Annotated in this window: 15 protein-coding genes; 5 read left to right on the top strand and 10 right to left on the bottom strand. The window is 74.0% G+C overall.

Annotated elements, in window-relative coordinates; all coding sequences use genetic code 11:
• Nucleotides 1–2: 2 nt before the first annotated feature.
• Complete coding sequence (locus tag ABZ576_RS08145) at nt 3–938, bottom strand: LysR family transcriptional regulator (RefSeq protein ID WP_360737338.1); 936 nt, start codon at nt 936–938, stop codon at nt 3–5.
• An 88-nt stretch (nt 939–1,026) separates the two neighbouring features.
• Between ABZ576_RS08145 and lpdA the strand changes: the two genes are divergently transcribed.
• Both lpdA and ABZ576_RS08135 read left to right on the top strand, forming a co-directional pair.
• Nucleotides 1,027–2,484, top strand: a complete 1,458-nt coding sequence (gene lpdA / locus ABZ576_RS08140; RefSeq protein ID WP_360737336.1) for a dihydrolipoyl dehydrogenase — start codon at nt 1,027–1,029, stop codon at nt 2,482–2,484.
• 133 nt (nt 2,485–2,617) lie between these two features.
• Nucleotides 2,618–3,868 (top strand): M14 family zinc carboxypeptidase, encoded by a 1,251-nt coding sequence (locus tag ABZ576_RS08135; protein WP_360737333.1) that lies wholly within the window; start codon nt 2,618–2,620, stop codon nt 3,866–3,868.
• A gap of 40 nt (nt 3,869–3,908) precedes the next feature.
• Here ABZ576_RS08135 and ABZ576_RS08130 read toward each other — a convergent pair whose 3' ends face one another.
• Together ABZ576_RS08130 and ABZ576_RS08125 are read right to left on the bottom strand one after the other, a co-directional pair.
• Entirely contained in the window at nt 3,909–4,322 is a 414-nt protein-coding gene (locus ABZ576_RS08130; RefSeq protein ID WP_360737331.1) for an SSI family serine proteinase inhibitor, read from the bottom strand.
• A 162-nt stretch (nt 4,323–4,484) separates the two neighbouring features.
• Nucleotides 4,485–5,036, bottom strand: a complete 552-nt coding sequence (locus tag ABZ576_RS08125) for a DUF1707 and FHA domain-containing protein (protein WP_360737329.1) — start codon at nt 5,034–5,036, stop codon at nt 4,485–4,487.
• Nucleotides 5,037–5,231: 195 nt separating this feature from the next.
• On the opposite strand from ABZ576_RS08125, the gene treZ reads away from it, so the two are divergent.
• Entirely contained in the window at nt 5,232–6,977 is a 1,746-nt protein-coding gene (gene treZ / locus ABZ576_RS08120; RefSeq protein WP_360737640.1) for a malto-oligosyltrehalose trehalohydrolase, read from the top strand.
• 6 nt (nt 6,978–6,983) lie between these two features.
• Here the strand turns inward: treZ and ABZ576_RS08115 are convergent, their stop codons facing one another.
• From ABZ576_RS08115 to cyc2, 5 genes are all read right to left on the bottom strand, one after another.
• Complete coding sequence (locus ABZ576_RS08115; protein ID WP_360737326.1) at nt 6,984–7,919, bottom strand: aminoglycoside phosphotransferase family protein; 936 nt, start codon at nt 7,917–7,919, stop codon at nt 6,984–6,986.
• A gap of 52 nt (nt 7,920–7,971) precedes the next feature.
• Entirely contained in the window at nt 7,972–9,099 is a 1,128-nt protein-coding gene (locus ABZ576_RS08110) for an aminopeptidase P family protein (protein WP_360737324.1), read from the bottom strand.
• A gap of 222 nt (nt 9,100–9,321) precedes the next feature.
• The gene (locus ABZ576_RS08105; protein WP_360737322.1) at nt 9,322–9,885 is read right to left on the bottom strand and encodes a PDZ domain-containing protein; all 564 of its coding nucleotides are present in this window, start codon (nt 9,883–9,885) and stop codon (nt 9,322–9,324) included.
• 192 nt (nt 9,886–10,077) lie between these two features.
• Complete coding sequence (phsA, locus tag ABZ576_RS08100) at nt 10,078–11,943, bottom strand: O-aminophenol oxidase PhsA (RefSeq protein WP_360737638.1); 1,866 nt, start codon at nt 11,941–11,943, stop codon at nt 10,078–10,080.
• 121 nt (nt 11,944–12,064) lie between these two features.
• The gene (gene cyc2, locus ABZ576_RS08095) at nt 12,065–14,227 is read right to left on the bottom strand and encodes a germacradienol/geosmin synthase Cyc2 (protein WP_360737319.1); all 2,163 of its coding nucleotides are present in this window, start codon (nt 14,225–14,227) and stop codon (nt 12,065–12,067) included.
• 152 nt (nt 14,228–14,379) lie between these two features.
• Here cyc2 and ABZ576_RS08090 point away from each other — a divergent pair, with 152 nt between their 5' ends.
• Nucleotides 14,380–15,276, top strand: a complete 897-nt coding sequence (locus ABZ576_RS08090; RefSeq protein WP_360737317.1) for an alpha/beta hydrolase — start codon at nt 14,380–14,382, stop codon at nt 15,274–15,276.
• On the top strand, nt 15,273–16,538 hold the full coding sequence (locus tag ABZ576_RS08085) for a cytochrome P450 (RefSeq protein ID WP_360737315.1): 1,266 nt from the start codon (nt 15,273–15,275) through the stop codon (nt 16,536–16,538). Before ABZ576_RS08090 ends, ABZ576_RS08085 begins: the two co-directional genes overlap by 4 nt.
• Here ABZ576_RS08085 and ABZ576_RS08080 read toward each other — a convergent pair.
• Nucleotides 16,515–17,714 (bottom strand): damage-control phosphatase ARMT1 family protein, encoded by a 1,200-nt coding sequence (locus ABZ576_RS08080; RefSeq protein ID WP_360737313.1) that lies wholly within the window; start codon nt 17,712–17,714, stop codon nt 16,515–16,517. The two genes, ABZ576_RS08085 and ABZ576_RS08080, sit on opposite strands and share 24 nt — an antisense overlap.
• Nucleotides 17,715–17,736: 22 nt before the next feature.
• On the bottom strand, nt 17,737–18,384 hold the full coding sequence (locus ABZ576_RS08075; protein ID WP_360737310.1) for a ScbR family autoregulator-binding transcription factor: 648 nt from the start codon (nt 18,382–18,384) through the stop codon (nt 17,737–17,739).
• Between the last annotated feature and the right edge of the window lie 378 nt (nt 18,385–18,762).

The raw sequence follows: 18,762 nt of genomic DNA, 5'->3' as shown, positions 1-18,762 counted from the left end.
GCTCAGTCGGCCGGGGCGGCGGGCGGACCGTGGTCCTCGCCGGGGGCGATCGCGGTCAGGGACGGCCAGGTGGTGCGCAGGAGGTCGACGAAGGCCGCGGCGGCGCCGGTGGGCGGCACGCGCGCGTAGACGGCCAGGGGGCGCCGCCAGGGCGGGTCGGGGGTGAGGACCACGCAGTCCTCGCCGACGGCACCGCGCACGATGTGGGAGGGCGCGGTGCACACCCCGACGCCGGCGGCGGCCATGCGTACGGCCGTGGAGGTGTGCTCGGTCCACACGGCGGTCCGGGGCTGGAACCCGGCCTTCCCGCAGGCCCAGTCGAGGAACCGCTCGCCGTGCACGACGGGCTCCATGGCGCAGCGGATCCAGGCGCGGTCGGCGAGTTCGGGCAGGGTGACCGTCGTGCGGCCCGCGAGGCGGTCGTCGAAGGGCACGACGAGGACGAGTTCCTCGTCGCCGACGGGGACGACGGTGCCGGGCCGGCCGACGGGTTCGGGGCCGAGGGCGAGATCGGCGGTGCCGCGCTGGACGGCCTCCTCCAGGGCCTCGGCGGTGGCGTACTCGTGCAGGCGCAGCAGGACCCTCGGGTGTGCCGCGCGCCAGCGGGCGAAGACGTCGGGCAGGGCCCCGACCGCGAGCGAGTGCAGGGCCGCCACATGCAGTTCGCCGCCCTCGGCGCCGGCCGTGGCGCGGGCCGCGCGGCGGGCCTGCGCGGCGCTGCGGACGGCGAGTTCGGCGTGCGGCAGGAAGGCGCGCCCCATGGGGGTGAGGCGCACGCCCCGGGGCAGCCGCTCCAGCAGGGCGCCGCCGACGGACTTCTCCAGCGCCCTGATCTGGTGCGAGAGCGCGGGCTGGGTGACGTGCAGCGCCTCCGCCGCACGGGTGAACGACGCCTCCTGGACGACGGCCACGAAGTACTCCATCTGCCGCAGGCTCACCGTCCCGGCCCCCCATGAAGAACGTGCATGGATTCCACAACAACATTGCCTTGGACTCATGACAAGGAGTGGACGGAGGGTTGATGCCATGACCATCAACACATCCGACGTGATCGTCATCGGCGGCGGCACGGGCGGCTACGGCACCGCGCTGCGCGCCGCCTCCCTCGGCCTGGACGTCGTCCTCGTCGAACGCGACAAGGTGGGCGGAACCTGCCTGCACCGGGGCTGCATCCCGAGCAAGGCGATGCTGCACGCCGCCGAGCTGGTCGACGGTATCGCCGAGGCCCGCGAGCGCTGGGGCGTGAAGGCGACGGTGGACTCCGTCGACTGGGGGGCGCTGGTGGCGACCCGGGACGACATCGTGACGCGCAACCACAAGGGCGTGGAGGCGCATCTCGCGCACGCCGGCGTGCGGGTGGTGCGGGGCAGCGCACGGCTCACCGGACCGCGCGCGGTGCGGGTGGAGGGGCTGCGCGCGGACGCCGCGCCGGACGGGCCCGGCAGCTCCGCGTCCGGTGCGGCGGATTTCACCGCGCGCCGCGCGGTCGTGCTCGCGACCGGCTCGCGTCCGCGTACCCTGCCGGGCCTCGCGCCGGACGGGCGGCGCGTGGTGACCAGTGACGACGCGCTGTTCGCGCCGGGGCTCCCGGCGTCCGTCCTGGTGCTGGGCGGGGGCGCGATCGGCGTGGAGTACGCCTCCTTCCACCGGTCCATGGGCGCGGAGGTCACCCTGGTGGAGGCCGCCGACCGGATCGTGCCGCTGGAGGACGCGGACGTGAGCCGGCACCTGGCGCGCGGCCTGAAGAAGCGCGGGATCGACGTGCAGGCGGGCGCGCGGCTGCTGGACGCGGAACTGCTGGAGAACGGGGTACGCGCGCGCGTGCGGACCGCGCGGGGCGAGCACCGGACCGTGGAGGCGGAGCGGCTCCTGGTGGCCGTCGGCCGCGTGCCGGTCACCGAGGGCCTGGGGCTGGACGCGGCCGGGCTGACGACGGACGAGCGCGGGTTCGTCGTCCCGGCGGACTGGAGCAGGCTGGAGACGGCCGTGCCGGGCGTCCACGTCGTGGGCGACCTGCTGCCGCCGCCCTCGCTCGGTCTCGCCCACGCCTCGTTCGCGGAGGGCCTGCTGGTGGCCGAGACCCTGGCCGGGCTGCCGTCGGCGCCGGTCGACTACGCGGCCGTGCCCCGGGTGACGTACTCCTCGCCGCAGACGGCCTCGGTCGGTCTGGGTGAGGCCGAGGCACGCGCGCGCGGGCAGGAGGTCGACGTCAACACGATGCCGCTGACCGCCGTGGCCAAGGGAATGGTGCACGGGCAGGGCGGCGTGGTGAAGGTCGTGGCGGAGGCCGGCGGCGGGCGGGTCCTCGGTGTGCACCTGGTCGGCCCGAACGTGTCGGAGATGATCGCCGAGAGCCAGCTGATCGTGGGCTGGGACGCCGAGCCCTCGGACGTGGCCCGGCACGTGCACGCGCACCCCACCCTGTCGGAGGCGGTGGGCGAGGTGTTCCTGACACTGGCGGGGCGCGGGCTGCACCAGCAGTGATCCCAGGAAACGCAGGGGCGGTCACCCGCCGGGGCACTGCTCCGGGCGCCCCCGGCCGTCTCCTGCCGCCTGCTTGACAGTTCACCCGTCCCGTGCGGGACTGGGAGGGCGAAGCCGGGCGGACAAGTCGGGGGTGAGTCCTCTGCCGGAGCTGCGCTATCCCAGCGTTCCCGAACTGATCGCCGGCGCTCGGGCGTTGGCCGCTCGGGAACCCGGGCTGTGCGCGCTGCGGCAGGTGGGTGTCTCGCGGGCGGGAAGACCCTTGCACCTGCTGTCGGTGGGACACGCCCCCCGGGCGGTGCTGGTCGTGGCCGGCGCCCACGCCAATGAGCCGACGGGCGGTTCCACCCTGCGGGTGCTTGCCGAAAGAGTGCTGGCCGAGAGGGAGTTGCGGGCGGGCACCTCCTGGCACTTCCTGCTGTGCGCGGACCCGGACGGCGCGAGCCTGCACGTGACCCCGGCGCCGCGCAGCCTGCTCGACTACCACCTCGGTTTCTACCGGCCGACGGGCGCGGAGCAGCCCGAGTGGTCACCGGCGGTGCTGCCGCCGGACCGGCTGCCGCCCGAGACCCGGGCGCTGACCGGCGTGATCGACGAACTGCGCCCCTACCTCCAGGTGACCCTGCACGGCACCGATCTGGGCGGCAGCTGGGTACAGCTGACCAAGGACGTGCCCGGCCTGGCCGAGCCGTTCGCCAAGTCCGCGGCGGAGCTGCACATCCCGGTGGAGACGGGGGCCTCGGACGCGGCGGGCTGGCCGGCCTCCGGCCCCGGGGTGCACGTGATGCCCGGCCCGGAGACGGGCGTGGCCTACCCGAGCATGCCGGACGACGCCCGGCACAGCACCTGGTACCACGCGCACCGGTACGGCGGCCTGACGGCCGTGGTGGAGGTGCCGATGTGGGCCAGCGACCTGGTGGACGACCCGGCGCCGCACCCGGCGCCGGCGGCGGCCATGCGTCGCCTGGCCGCGCGGCTGCTGCGGGACGCGCGCGAGGTGGAGTGGATCCTCGCCGAGGCGCTGCCCCGGCTGGACGGCGTGGACGGACCGCTGCTGCGGGCCGCGCGGTGGGCGCTGGAGCTGATCCCGGGCCTGGCCGAGGACTGGGTCCACACGCCCCCGGCGGGCACGACGATGGCGTACGTCGGCAGTGTGGACGCCTTCGGGCGGCGGCTGCCGCTGCGGGCCGCGGCGATGCTGCTGCGGGTGCTGCGGGAGGCGGACGACCGGGCGGCGCCGGCCCTCCAGCAGCTCGTCGCCACCTGGTGCGACGCCTTCGCCCAGCGGTTCCGGGCCCGCTGGGTGCCGTTGGAGCACCAGGTGGAGCACCAGTCCCGGACGGTGCTGGTGGCCGCCCAGCAGGCGCGCGACCAGGTGGCGTGAGCCGGCGCGCGGCCCGCGCCACCCGGCAGCGGGCGGCCCGTCAGTCGTCCAGGGCGAAGACGGCCCCGGTGCGCGCCCTCATGACGCACGGGCTGGTGTACGTCTCCTCGAAGTCGACCGTCCGGTTGTTCCAGTGCCCGCGCGCGTGGGTGGTCACCGGGGCGTAGATCATCGGGCAGAAGACGTTCTTGGCCGGGATGCGGCCGACGTCGCCTTCGGCGGCGGCCAGTTCCGTGCAGGCCTCGGCCGCGCGCGTGTGCCCCTGGGGCGGGTCGCACAGCAGCAGGGCGCCGCGGGTGTCGCTGGAGCGGGCGTCACCCTTGGTGACCGTCAGGTAGAGCCAGTTGCCCGGGAGGATGTCGCGGGAGGCCGCCCGGGCCGGGCCCGCGGCGAGGAGGCCGGCGGCGGCCAGCAGGGCGCCGGCCGCCGCTGCCGCTCTGGTGATGTAGGTCATGCCCGTTGCATCGGCACGGAAGCCCGTCTTCCGCAGTGCGGCTCACCCGAACGGGACGGTACGCGCGCACGACTGCGCACCCGTTCGAAAAAGACCGGCCGGAGCGGGCCCGGTGCGTCGCGAGCCGGGACGCCGTCCCGCCCCGGACCGGGCGAGGCGGGCTCAGCCCGTCGCGAGCCGGTACGCCACCTTGCCGAAAGCGACCTGGTCGCCCTCGCGGACGACGACCGAGCCGATCACCCGGCGGCCGTTGACGGTGGTGCCGTTGGTGGAGCCCAGGTCCTTCAGGATCCACAGGCCGTCGTGGTTGCGCAGCTCGGCGTGTACGCGGGAGACGGTCTCGTGGTTCAGCCGCAGCCCGTTCGCCGGGTCACGGCCGATGCGCAGCGGGTGGGTGTGCCCCGGGTGCGGCAGCAGCAGCTTGGGCAGCCGCTCGGCCTGCCAGGCCCGGCGCAGCCGTACGGTGAACCCGGAGACGGCCTCCACGGTGCCGAGGACCGCGCGGGAGAGGCGGTTCTCCTGGGGCAGGTCGGCGACGAGGACGGCGAGTTCGTCGGAGCGGCGCGCGGCCAGCGCCAGCTCCATGCGGCGCACGAACGTGTCGTGCGAGAGCCGGCCCAGGGCGACGCCGTCGCGCAGCACCTGGAGCGCCTTGTCACGCTCTGCGTCGGACAGACGCGCAGGGTGGGCGGGGAGCTCGAAAGACGACGTCACGCGAGTGATTGTCGGGCAGTGGCCCCCGGGTGTCCAGAAAAGACGAATCGGTGCCCGCGCGCACGTGCGGCGACGACACCCGCCGGGAAAGGCGGTATGGGAAGGCGCATTGATCGTCCGGACGGCACGATGGAGGCGCGGGACATCACGGTGGGCAGACACAGCATCACGGTGAGCGGACGAAGGGGAACCGTCGTGCAGTTCGAGGTGTGGGCACCGCAGGCAGACCGGGTGACGCTCCATTGCGAGGGCGCCACGCGCGCGTTGGCGCGTGACCCCGCGCGGGCGGGATGGTGGACGGGCGAGGCGGAGGCCCGGGACGGCGCGCGGTACGGGTTCGCGCTCGACGACGGGCCGGTGCTGCCCGACCCGCGTTCGCGCCGCCAGCCGGACGGCCCGGACGGGCTGAGCGCGGTCGTGGACCACTCGCGGTACGCCTGGCGGTCGCAGTGGGCGGGGCGCGGGCTGCCCGGGGCGGTGCTGTACGAGCTGCACGTGGGCACGTACACCCCCGAGGGCACCCTGGACGCCGCGGCGGAGCGGCTGGAGCACCTGGCGGAACTGGGTGTGACGCACGTGGAGTTGATGCCGCTGTGCCCCTTCCCGGGGCGGCACGGCTGGGGGTACGAGGGCGTGTCGCTGTGGGCGGTGCACGAGCCGTACGGCGGCCCCGAGGCCCTGAAGCGCTTCGTCGACCGGGCGCACGAGGCGGGACTGGGCGTCGTCCTGGACGTCGTGCACAACCACCTGGGCCCGTCGGGCAATTACCTGCCCGCCTTCGGGCCGTACTTCACCGACACCCACCACACTCCCTGGGGCTCGGCGGTGAACCTGGACGCGCCCGGCTCGGACGAGGTGCGCGCGTACCTGGTGGGCAGCGCGCTGGCGTGGCTGCGGGACTACCGGATCGACGGGCTCCGGCTGGACGCGGTGCACGCGCTGTACGACACGCGCGCGTGCCACTTCCTGGAGGAGCTGTCGGCGGCCGTGGACGAACTGGCCGGCGACGTGGGCAGGCCGCTGTTCCTGATCGCCGAGTCGGACCTGAACAACCCGCGGTTCATCACCCCGCGCGCGGAGAACGGCCTCGGCCTGCACGCGCAGTGGAACGACGACTTCCACCACGCCCTGCACACGGTGCTGACCGGTGAGTCCCAGGGGTACTACGCGGACTTCGCCCGCGATCCGTTCGCCGCGCTCGCCAAGACGCTCACCGGTGGCTGGTTCCACGACGGCACCTACTCCAGCTTCCGTGGCCGCCGCCACGGCCGCCCGCTGGACCGCGCGCGGGTTGCGGGGCACCGGCTGCTCGGCTACAGCCAGACCCACGACCAGGTCGGCAACCGCGCGCAGGGCGACCGGCTCTCCGCCCACCTCTCCCCCGGTCTGCTGGCCTGCGCGGCCGCGCTGACGCTGACCGCGCCGTTCACGCCGATGCTGTTCATGGGCGAGGAGTGGGCGGCGGGCACGCCCTGGCAGTTCTTCACCGACCACACCGACCCCGAGCTGGCCGAGGCGGTACGGCGGGGCAGGCGGCGGGAGTTCGCGGCGCACGGCTGGGCCGAGGAGGACGTACCGGATCCGCAGGACCCGGCGACCCGGGAGCGCTCCTGCCTGGACTGGTCGGAGCCGGAGCGCGAGCCGCACGCGCGCGTGCTGGCCTGGTACCGGCGGCTGATCGCGCTGCGCCGCACCCAGCCCGACCTCACCGACCCCGACCTCGCCGACACGAAGGTGGCGTACGACGCGGGGGCCCGCTGGCTGGCCTTCCGGCGCGGGGACGTACGGGTGGCGGTGAACCTGGGCAAGGCGCCGGCGGCGATTTCGCTGGGCACCGGCCGGGTGGAGGTCCTCGCGGCCTGGGACCCGGTCGAGGTGCCGGGTCCGGACGGGCTGCTCCAGGTGCCCGGGGAGTCGTGCGTGGTGCTGGCACAGCCCTAGGGGGCGTCAGGGTCCCGGCTCGTCCTCGGGGAAGTCGGTGACCCGCTCCAGCAGGATCGGCTCCCAGGCGCGCCGCAGCTGGGTCCGCAGCAGGGGCAGCGAGCCGCCCGTACGGCCTTCCAGGTGGTCGGTGAGGTGGATGACCGTGTCGCAGCGGGCGAGCCACAGGCCGCGCAGGCAGGGGCGGGCGCCGTAGCCGGCGAGGGTGGCGGCGCGGACGGCGGCCGGGGAGCCGACGGCGACGGCGAGCCCGGCGATGTCCTCGGCCGGGTCGCCGAGGGCCGCCGCGGTCCAGTCCAGGACGCCGCGCACCCGGCCGTCGGCGCTGACCAGGACGTGCGCGCCGGTCAGCGCGTGGTGGGTGAGGACGGCGGTGCCGGGCTGCGCGGCGAGCTGCGCCGCGCCGGGCGGCGTGAGCTGGTGCAGCCGGGCGGCGTCGAACTCGTCGGCGGCGGCGAGCCGTTCGGCCGCGTGCACGGCCATCCGGCGCAGCGCCTCCAGCGAGCGCGGCGCGGCGCGCGGCACGCCGAGCGCCTCGGCCTGGCGGGCCGGCACCGCGCGCAGCCCGCCGAGCAGCCCGGCGAGGTCGGCCTCACCGACCGCGGAGACGTCGTACTCGTCGGCCGTGCCGCCGGCCACCCGGGTGTCGAGGGTGTAGGCGAGGCCCGGCGCCCAGTCGCCGTGCGCGACGCTGGTCGGGACGGCGACGGGCAGGTGCGGGCGGACCAGGTCGCGCAGGCGCAGTTCCCGGCGGCGGCGGACGGACGCCTCGCGGTCGGGCGCCAGGCGCAGCACATGGCGGCCGCCGATCCACCAGGTGTGCTCGCGGTCCTCCGTCACGGGGCGCACATCGGGTCCCGCGGTGCCGTCGCCGCCCTCCTTGAGCAGCGAGCGGACCAGTCTGCGGACGCTGTCCGCGGTGGGTGTCGGTGCCTGGGTCATGGGTCGCGCGCAGCCGTTCCGGGTGGGTCGGGAAGGGGTCTCCTTGCGTCTCTCAGTCCACTATGACCATCTCACGGGTGGTGTTGTTGAGGCGGCGGCCCCCGTCCTCGGTGACCGTGACGATGTCCTCGATGCGCACCCCGAAGCGGCCGGGCAGGTAGACGCCGGGCTCCACGGAGAAGCACATGCCGGGCACGAGGGGCTGCTCCTCGCCCTCGATCATGTACGGCGGCTCGTGCGTGGTGACGCCGATGCCGTGTCCGGTGCGGTGGATGAAGTACTCGCCGTACCCGGCGTCGGTGATCACCGCGCGGGCGGCCCGGTCGACCTCCTGGCAGGCCACGCCCGGGCGGACGGCCCGGAAGCCGGCCTCCTGGGCGGCGCGCACCACGTCGTGGACCCGGCGTTCCTCCCCGGTGGGCTCGCCGACGTGGACCGTGCGCGTGGTGTCGGAGCCGTAGCCGTCCTTCAGGCCGCCGAAGTCGAGGACGACCATGTCGCCGGGCCGGATGACCCGGTCGCCGACCTCGTGGTGCGGGTTGGCGCCGTTGGGGCCGGAGCCGACGATGGTGAAGTCGACCCGGGAGTGGCCGAAGCGGCGCAGCAGGCCGGCGAGGTCCCGGCCGACGTCCGACTCGCGGCGGCCCGCGAAGGGGACCTTGCGGATCTCCTCGAACGCCAGGTCGGCGGCGGCTCCGGCGGCGGCCAGCAGGTCGAGTTCGGCCGCGTCCTTCACCGCGCGCAGCATGGGCAGGGCGTCGGTGAGGGCGGCGTAGGAGGTGTCGGGCAGGGCGCGTTGGAGACCCAGCAGGTGCATCGCCCAGGTGTTGTCGCTGATGCCGAACCGGCCGCGTGCGTCGAGGAGGCCTGCGGTGACGGCGTAGGGGTCCGTGCCGTCGGTCCAGTCGCGCAGGGTCAGCGCGCCGGCGCCGGCCGCGTGCTCGGCGTCGGGGGCCTCCAGGGTGGGCACGACGAGGACGGGGTCCCGGCCGGGGGCGAGGACCAGCACGGTGAGCCGTTCGGTGACGGCGGTGGGCGTGTAGCCGGTGAGCCACACCATGTCCGGGCCCGGGGCCACGAGCAGCCCCGCGAGGCCGGCGTCCGCGGCGGAACGCGCGGCACGCTCCATGCGGGCCGCGTAGTCGGCGGCGGTGAAGGGCGCGGGTGCGGTACCGGTCATCCGGGCCTCCGGGCGCGGGTGGGGAAACGAGGGCCGTGCGTCTCGGGCAGCATCCTGCCCGCCCGGACGGAGCCGCGCGAGCCGGTCACGCGGTCCGGTGTCCCGCGGTTCTCGGCGAGGGGGCTCGGCATGGGCCCATCATGGCGCGCGGGACGCTGTGTGACCAGTGTGTTCCATGGCGTGTACGGGATCTGCGGGGGCCCGGGCCGTGTCCCCGCCCGGTCAGGCCACCACCGCGGGGGTCACCGTCAACTGCTGGTAACCGCCGCTCGTGTGGCGCACGGTGAGCAGGAGGGCCTTGCCCGGCTTCGCCCGGCCGACGGCCCGGACGAGGTCGGTGGCGGAGTCGACCCGGGACGCGCCGAGCTGGAGCACGACGTCACCCCGGACCAGGCCCGCCGCGTAGCCGGGGCCGGGTACGTGCACGCCCACCACGAGGGCGCCCGCCTTCTCGGCGTCGACCGCTTCCACGCCCAGGGTCGCCGCCGGCCCCGCGGGCGCGGGAGCCGGCGTGGCCGTGGGGGCGGCCCTGGCCGAGGGGGCGGGCGGCGGGATGCGGCCCTGCAGCTCGGCGAGCCGGCTCATGCCGATCACCGTGGCGCCGACCGTGCCGATGCCGACGCCGGCGAGCACCAGCAGGGTGCCGGCGCACAGGCCGAAGATCAGGGTCCGCAGCCGCCGCCCGCGCCGTGGTGCGGCGTGCGGGCGGCGCGCCGGGCCGGGGTCGTCGTCGTCCCGCCGCTCCTGGCCGGGCATCGGTTTGGGCCGCAACGCAGTCTGTTCCATGGTTCGCTCGCCTCCGGTTGATGCTCTACCCGGGGCGAGGCGCCGCGACGAGACACGAAAGGGTGAGACTGGCCGGAGGGTGGCGGAGGGTAGCCATGGCAGTCGACGCGGTACCCGGCTCCGGCCCCGACCAGTCCCGCCACCCCGGCGCGGCCTGAGGTCGCGCCGGGCCGGTGCGGCTCCTTGCCGGTCTCAGCCCGTGTGGCCCTCCCCGTGGCCGCCGTGGGCGCCGCCGTGGTCGAACTTCAGGGCCTCGGCAGGCATGACGACGAAGGGCCGCATCATGCCCATGTCCTCGTGTTCCAGCAGGTGGCAGTGGTACATGAACCGGCCGTACGCGCCGTCGAAGCGGCCCATGACGCGCAGCATCTGGTTCCCCGGCACCCGGAAGACGTCCTTGTACCCGCGCTCGTTGGGGGCGAGGGGGACCGCCGTCCCCGCGTCGTACCGGATCGGGGTGCGGGTGCCGCCGGCCGCCGGGTCGAAGCCGGAGACGTCGTAGGCGTCCCGGCCGAGGATCTGGAAGTCGGCCAGGTGGATGTGCATGGGGTGGACGATGGGTGCGAGGTTGAGGAAGCTCCACTGCTCGTGGCTGCCCTCGCCGATCGTGAAGCCGAGCCCGTCGTTGAACGTCCGCGCGGTGCGCCGGTACGTCTTCGTGGTGCCGTCGGGTCCGGTGACCTGGACGATGCCGTCGGCCGGGAGCCGCAGGCCCTCCCGGGTGCGGACCTCGGTCATCTCCCAGATCTCCGGGTGGCCGCCGGCCCCCTTCGTGGCGGGTGGGGTGAGCAGGATCAGGCGGTGGCCGTGCGGTATGTCGTGGGTGAGGCGGCGGAAGGAGCCGGAGAGCACCTCGGGCAGTTCGAAGGTGTCCTCCGGGCAGGTGTCCCGGACCCGGAACTCCAGGACGGCCGGGTAGGGCACGTCACCCGCCGGGTCGGGCACCCCGGCCGGCTGGTTGCGGCCCTTGTTGACCAGCCGCAGGGTCCGGCCGGCCAGACCGCGGAAGTCGACCAGCAGGTCGAAGCGCTCGGCCGGCGCGGCGGTCAGGGCGGGCAGGTCCCCGGCGAAGTCGACCGGCACCGGACGCGGCAGCAGGCCGCCGTCGCTGCCTATCTGGTGCACGGTCCCCGGCACCGGCTCGCCGTCCTCGTCGATCAGGACGAGCTCGAAGATGCGCGCGTTGGAGGCGTTGACCAGCCGGAAGCGGTACCAGGCCGGGTCCACGTCGGCGTACGGCCATATCCGGCCGTTGACCGTGGTGTACGGGCCGGTGAACGGGAGGGAGACGGGCTTGCCGGTCTCCGGGTTGCTCTCCTGGACGATCACCGTCTTGTGCAGCAGCCGGCCGTTGAGGCGGCCGTCCTCGTCGGTGTCGAGGTTGCGGTCGGCGAGGAGGAGCGGGATCTCCCGCTCGCCGGAGGGCAGGTGGAGGGCGTCCTCCTCGTCGTCGCGGACGAGGTAGGTGCCGTACAGGCCCGCCATCACGTTCCACCGCGTGATGTTCATCGCGTGGTCGTGGTACCACCACTGCACCGCCTGGTGGTCGTTCGGGTACTCCGAGAGCTGGGCGTCGCCGTGTCCCACGGCGTTGTCCGCCCAGCCGTCGTTGCCCCCGCCGGTCTGGGCGCCGTGCAGGTGGGTCACCGACCAGGCGGGAAGGGCGGCGACGTCCTTGTTCGGCTCGATGCCCTCGCGGCCGGGCTCGGTGGTGGCCTGCGGCCGGCCGTCCGTGCGCAGCGGCACCTCCACGGAGGTGACCGGGTACTCGCCGTCCCCGGGGATGCGGTTGGTCCAGGCGACACGGATCCGCTGTCCGCGCCGGACCTCGATGGTCGGGCCCGGGACGTGTCCGTCGTAGCCCCACATCAGGGTCGGCGGCAGCTGCGGGTGCAGCCGCACCCAGGTCGGGCGCAGGGCGATCTCGGTCTCGCGCGTGACGTCGTCCGCGGCCGGCCGCAGGACGGGCGGCACGGTCAACGGCGCCACGTACGGCGTCAGTTCGGCCGGCGCCGGTTCCTTCTCCTGCGCGTTCTCTCCGGCGAGCCTCTCGATGATCTCGGTCAAGGTCGAACACCCCCGTGTTCTGCGTCTGTTGTTCCCCTTGCTCCACAAGACTCCCGAGGGCTCACCGAAGTTCTCTGAATGCCCGGTTCCGTACGAAAAGATTCGGCGAGGGTCAGCCGAGCGACAGGGCCGGCACGGCGGGCGGGCGGTCGGGCACGAAACCGTGGGCGCGGCGGCCCAGCCACTCCGCCTTGTACCGGTCGACCTCCCGATGCCAGTTGAGGATGCCGGACAGCCAGTTCCGGAGGTCCTGGACATAGCCGTCCATGATCGTGCGCGCCTCGGCCGACAGCTCGAAGTCGTCGTACAGGACCGGCAGTTCGTGGGCGACGACGTGCTGGAACTGCTGCATGCGCTGGGTCATCAGGTCGTGGACGACCCCGAGCGCGGCCGGGTAGTCGGCGCCGAAGAAGTTCTGCACGACCAGGATGGCGTTGTGGATCTCGCCCTCGTACTCGATCTCCTTCTGGTACGAGAAGACGTCGTTGAGCAGGCAGGCGTAGTCGATGGCCGCGTTCTCCAGGGAGCGCACCGGACCGCTGGCGTACACCTCGGCGGGGATGGCGGGGCCGTGGCCCATGCGGCACAGGCTCAGGGTGAGGTCCGAGCCGAAGGTGGAGCGGCGCATCTCCAGGTAGTCGACCGGGTCGGGGACGCGGTTCTGGAGCTGGTTGGACAGTTCCCAGACCCAGCTCTCGGTCATCGTGTCCACGGACGCCTTGAGGGTCTGCCGCTGGCCGGCGGTCATCCCGGCCGTGGTGCGCGTCCACAGGTCGATCAGCCCGCGCTCCATGGCGTTGCCGGGGACGAGGTCCGGCACGCCCTCGACCGGCATGCACTGCGACAGCCGGGCCGTGGTCAGCCGGGCGGCGGCGAGGTCGCGGCGGTGGCCGTAGACCAGGGGGTAGTAGTCGTCGCCGTAGGTGCCCCAGGCCAGCCACTGGGCGCTGAGGTCGAGGGCCTCGGGGGTGGCGTCCGGGTCCAGGCCGGCGGAGCACAGCGCGAGGTCGTAGGCGGCGAGCTTGTCCTCGTCCCAGACGCCCTCCCGGAGGATGCCCATGGTGTGGCACCAGTCGACGAGGCGGGCGCGGGACCGGTCCAGGTGGGGGCTGAGCTCCAGCTCGAAGGGCATGTGGAAGTCGGGGAGACGGGCCGGGCCGACCTTCTGGTAGGGCACGTGGGAGTAGGCGCGCAGGCGGTCCCGGGCGGCCGAGGCGAGAAGTGCGCCGACACCGGCTGCCGAGGTGCCGGGGCCGCTCGGGAGCCGCCAGGGCGAGTCGGACCGCGCGCCCTTGTTCATGTAGCGGCTGGAGCGCATGTGCCATTCGTGGCCGCCGGACTGCCAGTCCTGCAGTCCCTTGGTGTAGGCGGCGACCGCCGCGACCTCGCCCGGGGTCAGGCCCCGCTCCAGGGCGACGGCCGGCACTTCGGTGAGCGCCGTGTGCTCGAACTGGTACAGCCGGGAGGTGAGGATGTCGTTGACGGTCTCGGCCGCCTCCTGGGTGGTGCAGCCGAAGAACTTCTCCAGGACCAGCACGCCGTTGCTGTTCTCGCCCTCGTCCTCCACCTCGCGCTGGTAGGAGAAGAGGTCGTTGCGCAGGTGGACGGCGTCGGAGAACGTCTCCATCAGGACACGCAGCGGCCGGGTGCCGGCGACGGCGGCGGGCACCTCGGCGGTGGCGTACTCCACGAGTCCCGCGGACCAGGGGGCACCGCCCACCTTGCGGCGCATCTCGATGTACTCGACGGGGTTGGCGATGCGCCCCTCGTTGATGTTGGACAGCTCCCACATCGACTCGTTGAGCAGGTGCTCGGTGGCGACGGAGAAACGGCGGCGCCAGTCCACGGACATCGACGGCACGGTCCGCGCCCACAGGTCCCTCAGCCCGGCCTCCACCGGATTCTCCGGATCCGGCACCGGGGTCGCGAGGTCGAGCGGCATGAACAACGGCAGGCGGTCCAGGTGCGCCTTCCCGGCGGCGCGGTCCTGGGTGCGCTTGTACATGTCGAGGAAGTGGTCGTCGAAGAAGAACACCCACACGTACCAGTCGGTGATCAGGGACAGGGCGGGTCCGTCGCAGTCCGGATGGGTGTAGGCACACAGGAGTCCGTAGTCGTGCGCCTCCAGGTCGGCCTGTTCCCAGATCCCGGAGCCCTCCAGCATGCCCATCTCGCGCGCCCAGCGGGTCGAGTGGGCGCGGGCCTCGTCCAGGTGCGGGTTGAGCCGTGCGGGATACGGCATGTAGAAGTGCGGGAGTTCGAACGGCTGCGTCATGGCCGGGGCCCTACCCGTGGTCCCGGAACCCCATCCGCCGCGGGACACATGATCACACCATCGCGTGAACCGGCCGCGAAACCGGAACTCCGTGGTGTGGTTGTGGTGTTCGCTCCCTTGCCGTGTCCGCGCGCGGGCGCCACGGTAGGCGCATGACCTCCTTCGTGCTGCCCCATGAGGTGCACGGCGACGGCGCCCACAAGGTGTTCGCCGTGCACGGCTGGTTCGCCGACCGGTCCGCCTACGCGGCCGTCCTGCCGGACCTCGACCGCACGTCCTTCGGCTACGCGCTGGTGGACCTGCGCGGTTACGGCGAGGCCCGGGACGCGACGGGCTCGTACACGACGGCCGAGGCGGCCGTGGACCTGGTGGAGCTGGCGGACCGGCTCGGCTGGGAGCGGTTCTCGGTGATCGGGCACTCCATGGGAGGTGCGGTGGCGCAGCGGCTGCTCGCCGTGGCCCCGCACCGGCTGCGCAGGATCGTGGGCGTCTCGCCGGTGCCCGCCTCGGGCATGCCGCTGCCCGGTGAGCAGGCGGCCCTGTTCCTGGACGCCGCGCACCGGCCCGAGAACCGGCGCGCGATCATCGACGTCACCACCGGCGGCCGCCGGCCCGCCGCCTGGCTGGACCGGATGGTCGCCCGCTCGCTGGAGCGCAGTGACGCCAAGGCGTTCCGGGCCTGGCTCGACTCGTGGGCGGGCGAGGACTTCAGCGCCGATGTGGCGGGCAGCGAGGTGCCGGCGCTCGCCGTGGCGGGCGCGCTGGACCCGGCGCTGTCGCCCGAGGTGATGCGGCAGACCTGGATGTCCTGCTACCCGCGTGCCCGGCTTGCGGTGCTGCCGGGCGCCGGCCACTACGCCATGGACGAGACCCCGCTGGACCTGATCCGCACGGTCGAGGACTTCCTGCGGGCGGACGAGACGGCCGGGCGGGACGGGAGGCAGGAGCCGGACGGGTCGGGCGCGGTGGGGGTGGCGGACGCGGGCGACGGGGCCGGCGCCGCTGACGGAGCGAGCGCCGACGGGGTGGTCCAGGGCGAGCCGGCGTGAGCGTGCGGGAGGCGCCGCCGGTGCCGGACGTCTTCGATCCGCGCCGGTACGCGGCCGGCGTCCCCCACGCGGAGTACCGCGTGCTGCGCGACCACCACCCGGTGGCCTGGCAGGAGGAGCCCGAGGTGCTGGGCTGGCCGGCCGGCCCCGGGTTCTGGGCGGTGACCCGGCACGCGGACGTCGTACGGGTGCTGAAGGACGCGACGACGTACTCCTCGCACCTCGGCGCGACCCAGATCCGGGATCCGGATCCGGAGGACCTGCCGTTCATCCGGCGGATGATGCTCAACCAGGACCCGCCGCACCACCACCGGTTGCGGCGTCTGGTGAGCCGGGCGTTCACACCGGGGCGCGTGGACCGGTTCGCGGCGGCCGCCCGGGAGCGGGCGCGCGCGCTGCTCGCGGGGGCCGTGGCACAGGCGCGGCAGGGGGACGGGACGGTCGACCTGGTCCGGTCCGTCACCGACGAGTACGCCCTGCTGAACCTGACGGATCTGCTGGGCGTCCCGGTGGGCGACCGGGCGATGCTGCTGCACTGGACGCAGCGGGTGATCGGCTACCAGGACCCCGACGAGGCCGCCCGGCCGGTGCTGGACGGGTCCGGCAGGCCGGTGAACCCGCGGTCGCCGGCGATGCTGCGGGACATGTTCGGCTACGCCCGGCAGCTGGCCGCGTACAAGAGGCGGCAGCCCGGCGACGACATCATGACCACGCTCGCGCACGACGGCGAACTCCTGGAAGCCGAGCTGGAGATGTTCTTCTTCCTGCTCACCGTGGCGGGCAACGACACCGTGCGCGGCGCGGCCCCCGGCGGGCTGCTGGCGCTGGCGGAGCACCCGCGGGAGTACGAGCGGCTGCGCGCCGGGACGGTCGGCGTACCGTCGGCGGTCGAGGAGCTGCTGCGCTGGCATCCGCCCGTGCTGACCTTCCGCCGGACGGCGGTGCGGGACACCGGGCTGGCGGGCCGGGAGATCCGGGCGGGCGACAAGGTGGTGGTGTTCCACGCCTCGGCCAACCGGGACGGGCGCGTCTTCACCGAGCCCGACCGGCTCGATCTCGCCCGCTCCCCCAATCCGCACGTCTCCTTCGGGGACGGTCCGCACGTGTGCCTGGGCGCCCACTTCGCCCGGCTCCAGCTGCGGCTGCTGACCGAGGAGGTGCTGCGCGCCCTGCCGGGGCCGCCGCGCCCGGCCGGACCCGCCGCGCGGCTGGTGTCGAACTTCATCAACGGCCTGAAGTCACTTCCGCTCCGCCTCACCTGACGGGTCGACCTGGATCAGGGCGTGGGTGCCGCTCGTGCGCCAGCCCGCTCCCTCGGCCGCCGTCAGCGCGGCCTCGGTCCGGGCGGACAGGCCGGTGATCACATCGGACTTGAGGGTGCGCAGCGCGGCGACCGGGCCGGGGAAGCAGGCGGTCGTCCGGTGGAAGGGCGTGGTGGGCGGCCAGAGCCGGTCGCCCACCAGGCGGCGGTAGTTGAGGTCGCCCTTGACGAGGGTCAGTGTGGCCGCCGCGAACTCGGCGCGCAGGTCGTCGGGCATGTCGGCGTACGGCAGCGGGGAGCAGGAGAAGGGGTGGGCGCGGACGGTGAGCCGGCCGTCGGCCAGGGCCGTCCAGAGCAGGCGCGCGTACGCACCGGCCGCGCCCGGCGCCGACCGCAGCCGGTGCAGCGCGTCCACCACGTCGGCGGTGGTCGCGTCGGAGACGTAGTACGGGTACGGCTTGACGTGCAGCACCGCCCGCGCGACCCGCCCCTCGGCGAGGAGATGGGCGATCAGGAGCAGATCGGGGACGAGTTCGCGGCCCGCGTTGTCCGCGACGAGTACGAGCGTGCCCGTCCCGGTGGGGGGCAGCAGCGACCAGAGGACCTCGCTGTCGTCGGCGACCAGGGCGGGGGCCGGCTCGTGGGACGCGGCGCCCTCGACGGAGAGTCGGAAGCCGAGGTCGGCGCGGTTGCCCCAGAGCGAACCGTGCAGCAGGGCCCGCGCCCGTTCCGGCTCGGCGAGCTCCCGCAGGCCGTCCAGGGCGGCCAGTTCCTCGTCGGTCTCGGGGGCGTCGAGTTCGGCGCGCTTGAAGGGGCGGAAGGGGTCGATGCCCTGCCAGGCGCCCGGGCCGAACCAGCCGACGGCGTCGAGCAGCCGTCGGTAGAAGTAGCTCTCGGCCCACAGCCAGGGGATGTCGTACCAGGACCGCCCGGTGTGGTCGGCCAGGCCCCAGGCGAGCCACCGCTCCCGGTCCGGGGCGTGGGCGGGCAGCGGCTCGACCGTCCCCTCGGTGCAGTTCTTCAGCAGCTCGTCGAGCGCCGTGTGCTGCCCGGGTCCGTAGGGGAAGGCCTCCCGCACCCGCCGGATGATCGCGGGGTGCCGCTCGGCCAGCACGCTGTGCGGGAACGAGCCGGGTTCGTTGCCGAGGATCACGGGTGCGAAGGGGGTGTGGGGCATGTCCGTCACCGTATCGCGGGCCTCAGGCGGAACGGATCTCCCGCTCCAGGTGCGTGGCGAGGGTGACGTAGCGGGGGCGGCGGTGCACCGGGACGAGGCCGCGGATCATGAGGTGCCACATCTCGGCGACCCTGCGCGGCAGCCGTCCGACGGGTTCGAGCGAGCGGCCGGCGACCCGGGTGCCGATGAAGAAGCAGACCAGGGAGTGGGCGACGGCGCCGACGTCGAGGTCACCGTGCACATCGGCCTCTCTGACGGCCGCGCTGAACTTGCGGGTGGCGAACTCCTGCCACTCGGTGAACGGATGCCGCAGCGGTGGCCGTACGGCGATGTCCGCGGTGGCGAGGCGGAGTCCGGCGCGCGGCACCGGGTCCTCCACGGCCAGCCGGGCGATGCCGAACGTGGTGCGCATCAGGGCCTCCAGCGAGGAGCAGCCGCGCTTCTCGACATCGGCGACGAGCTGTTGCGCCGCCTTGGCCTGGAGTTCCAGGATGGCGTGGGCGAGATCCTCCTTGGCGGCGAAGTGGAAGTACAGGGCGCCCTTGGTGACCTTCGCGTGTGCGACGATGTCGCTCAGGCTGGTGGATTCATAGCCGTGCCGGTCGAACAGGTCGGCGGCGGCCGTGATGATCGTTGCCCGGGTCTGTTCGGCGCGTAACTGCCTCGCCATCCTGGGACCCCTCCTCGCACCGTAAACGAACAGGACATGCGGTTTGTTTTTAACCCCTTGCATACGATAACTCACCCAGGGGCAACGGGAGTCCGGTGTGCCCGGCGCGAGGGACGACACGTGTCAGCGGGCGCACGCGGCACCGGTCGCGTCGTCGGCAGCGCGTGAAGGGGCGAGCCCACACCGGTTCCCCCTTCATCGCGTGCCGGCGGTCGGCAGCCTCGGGACGACGAGTGCCGCACCCATGATCGCCACGATACGAGGCCGATGCCCGGCTCCTCAACGGGGCGTTGGAGCAGGCGCGAAACAGCCGAACCGGTCGGTGCTTTCACGCCCCCCGGGCGCGGGTGTGCCGGTCGGTGTGAACACGGTGGGCGC

The sequence above is a fragment of the Streptomyces sp. NPDC013455 genome, from assembly GCF_040632975.1.
Taxonomy (GTDB): domain Bacteria; phylum Actinomycetota; class Actinomycetes; order Streptomycetales; family Streptomycetaceae; genus Streptomyces.
This window is presented reverse-complemented; position numbering and strand designations above follow the sequence as displayed.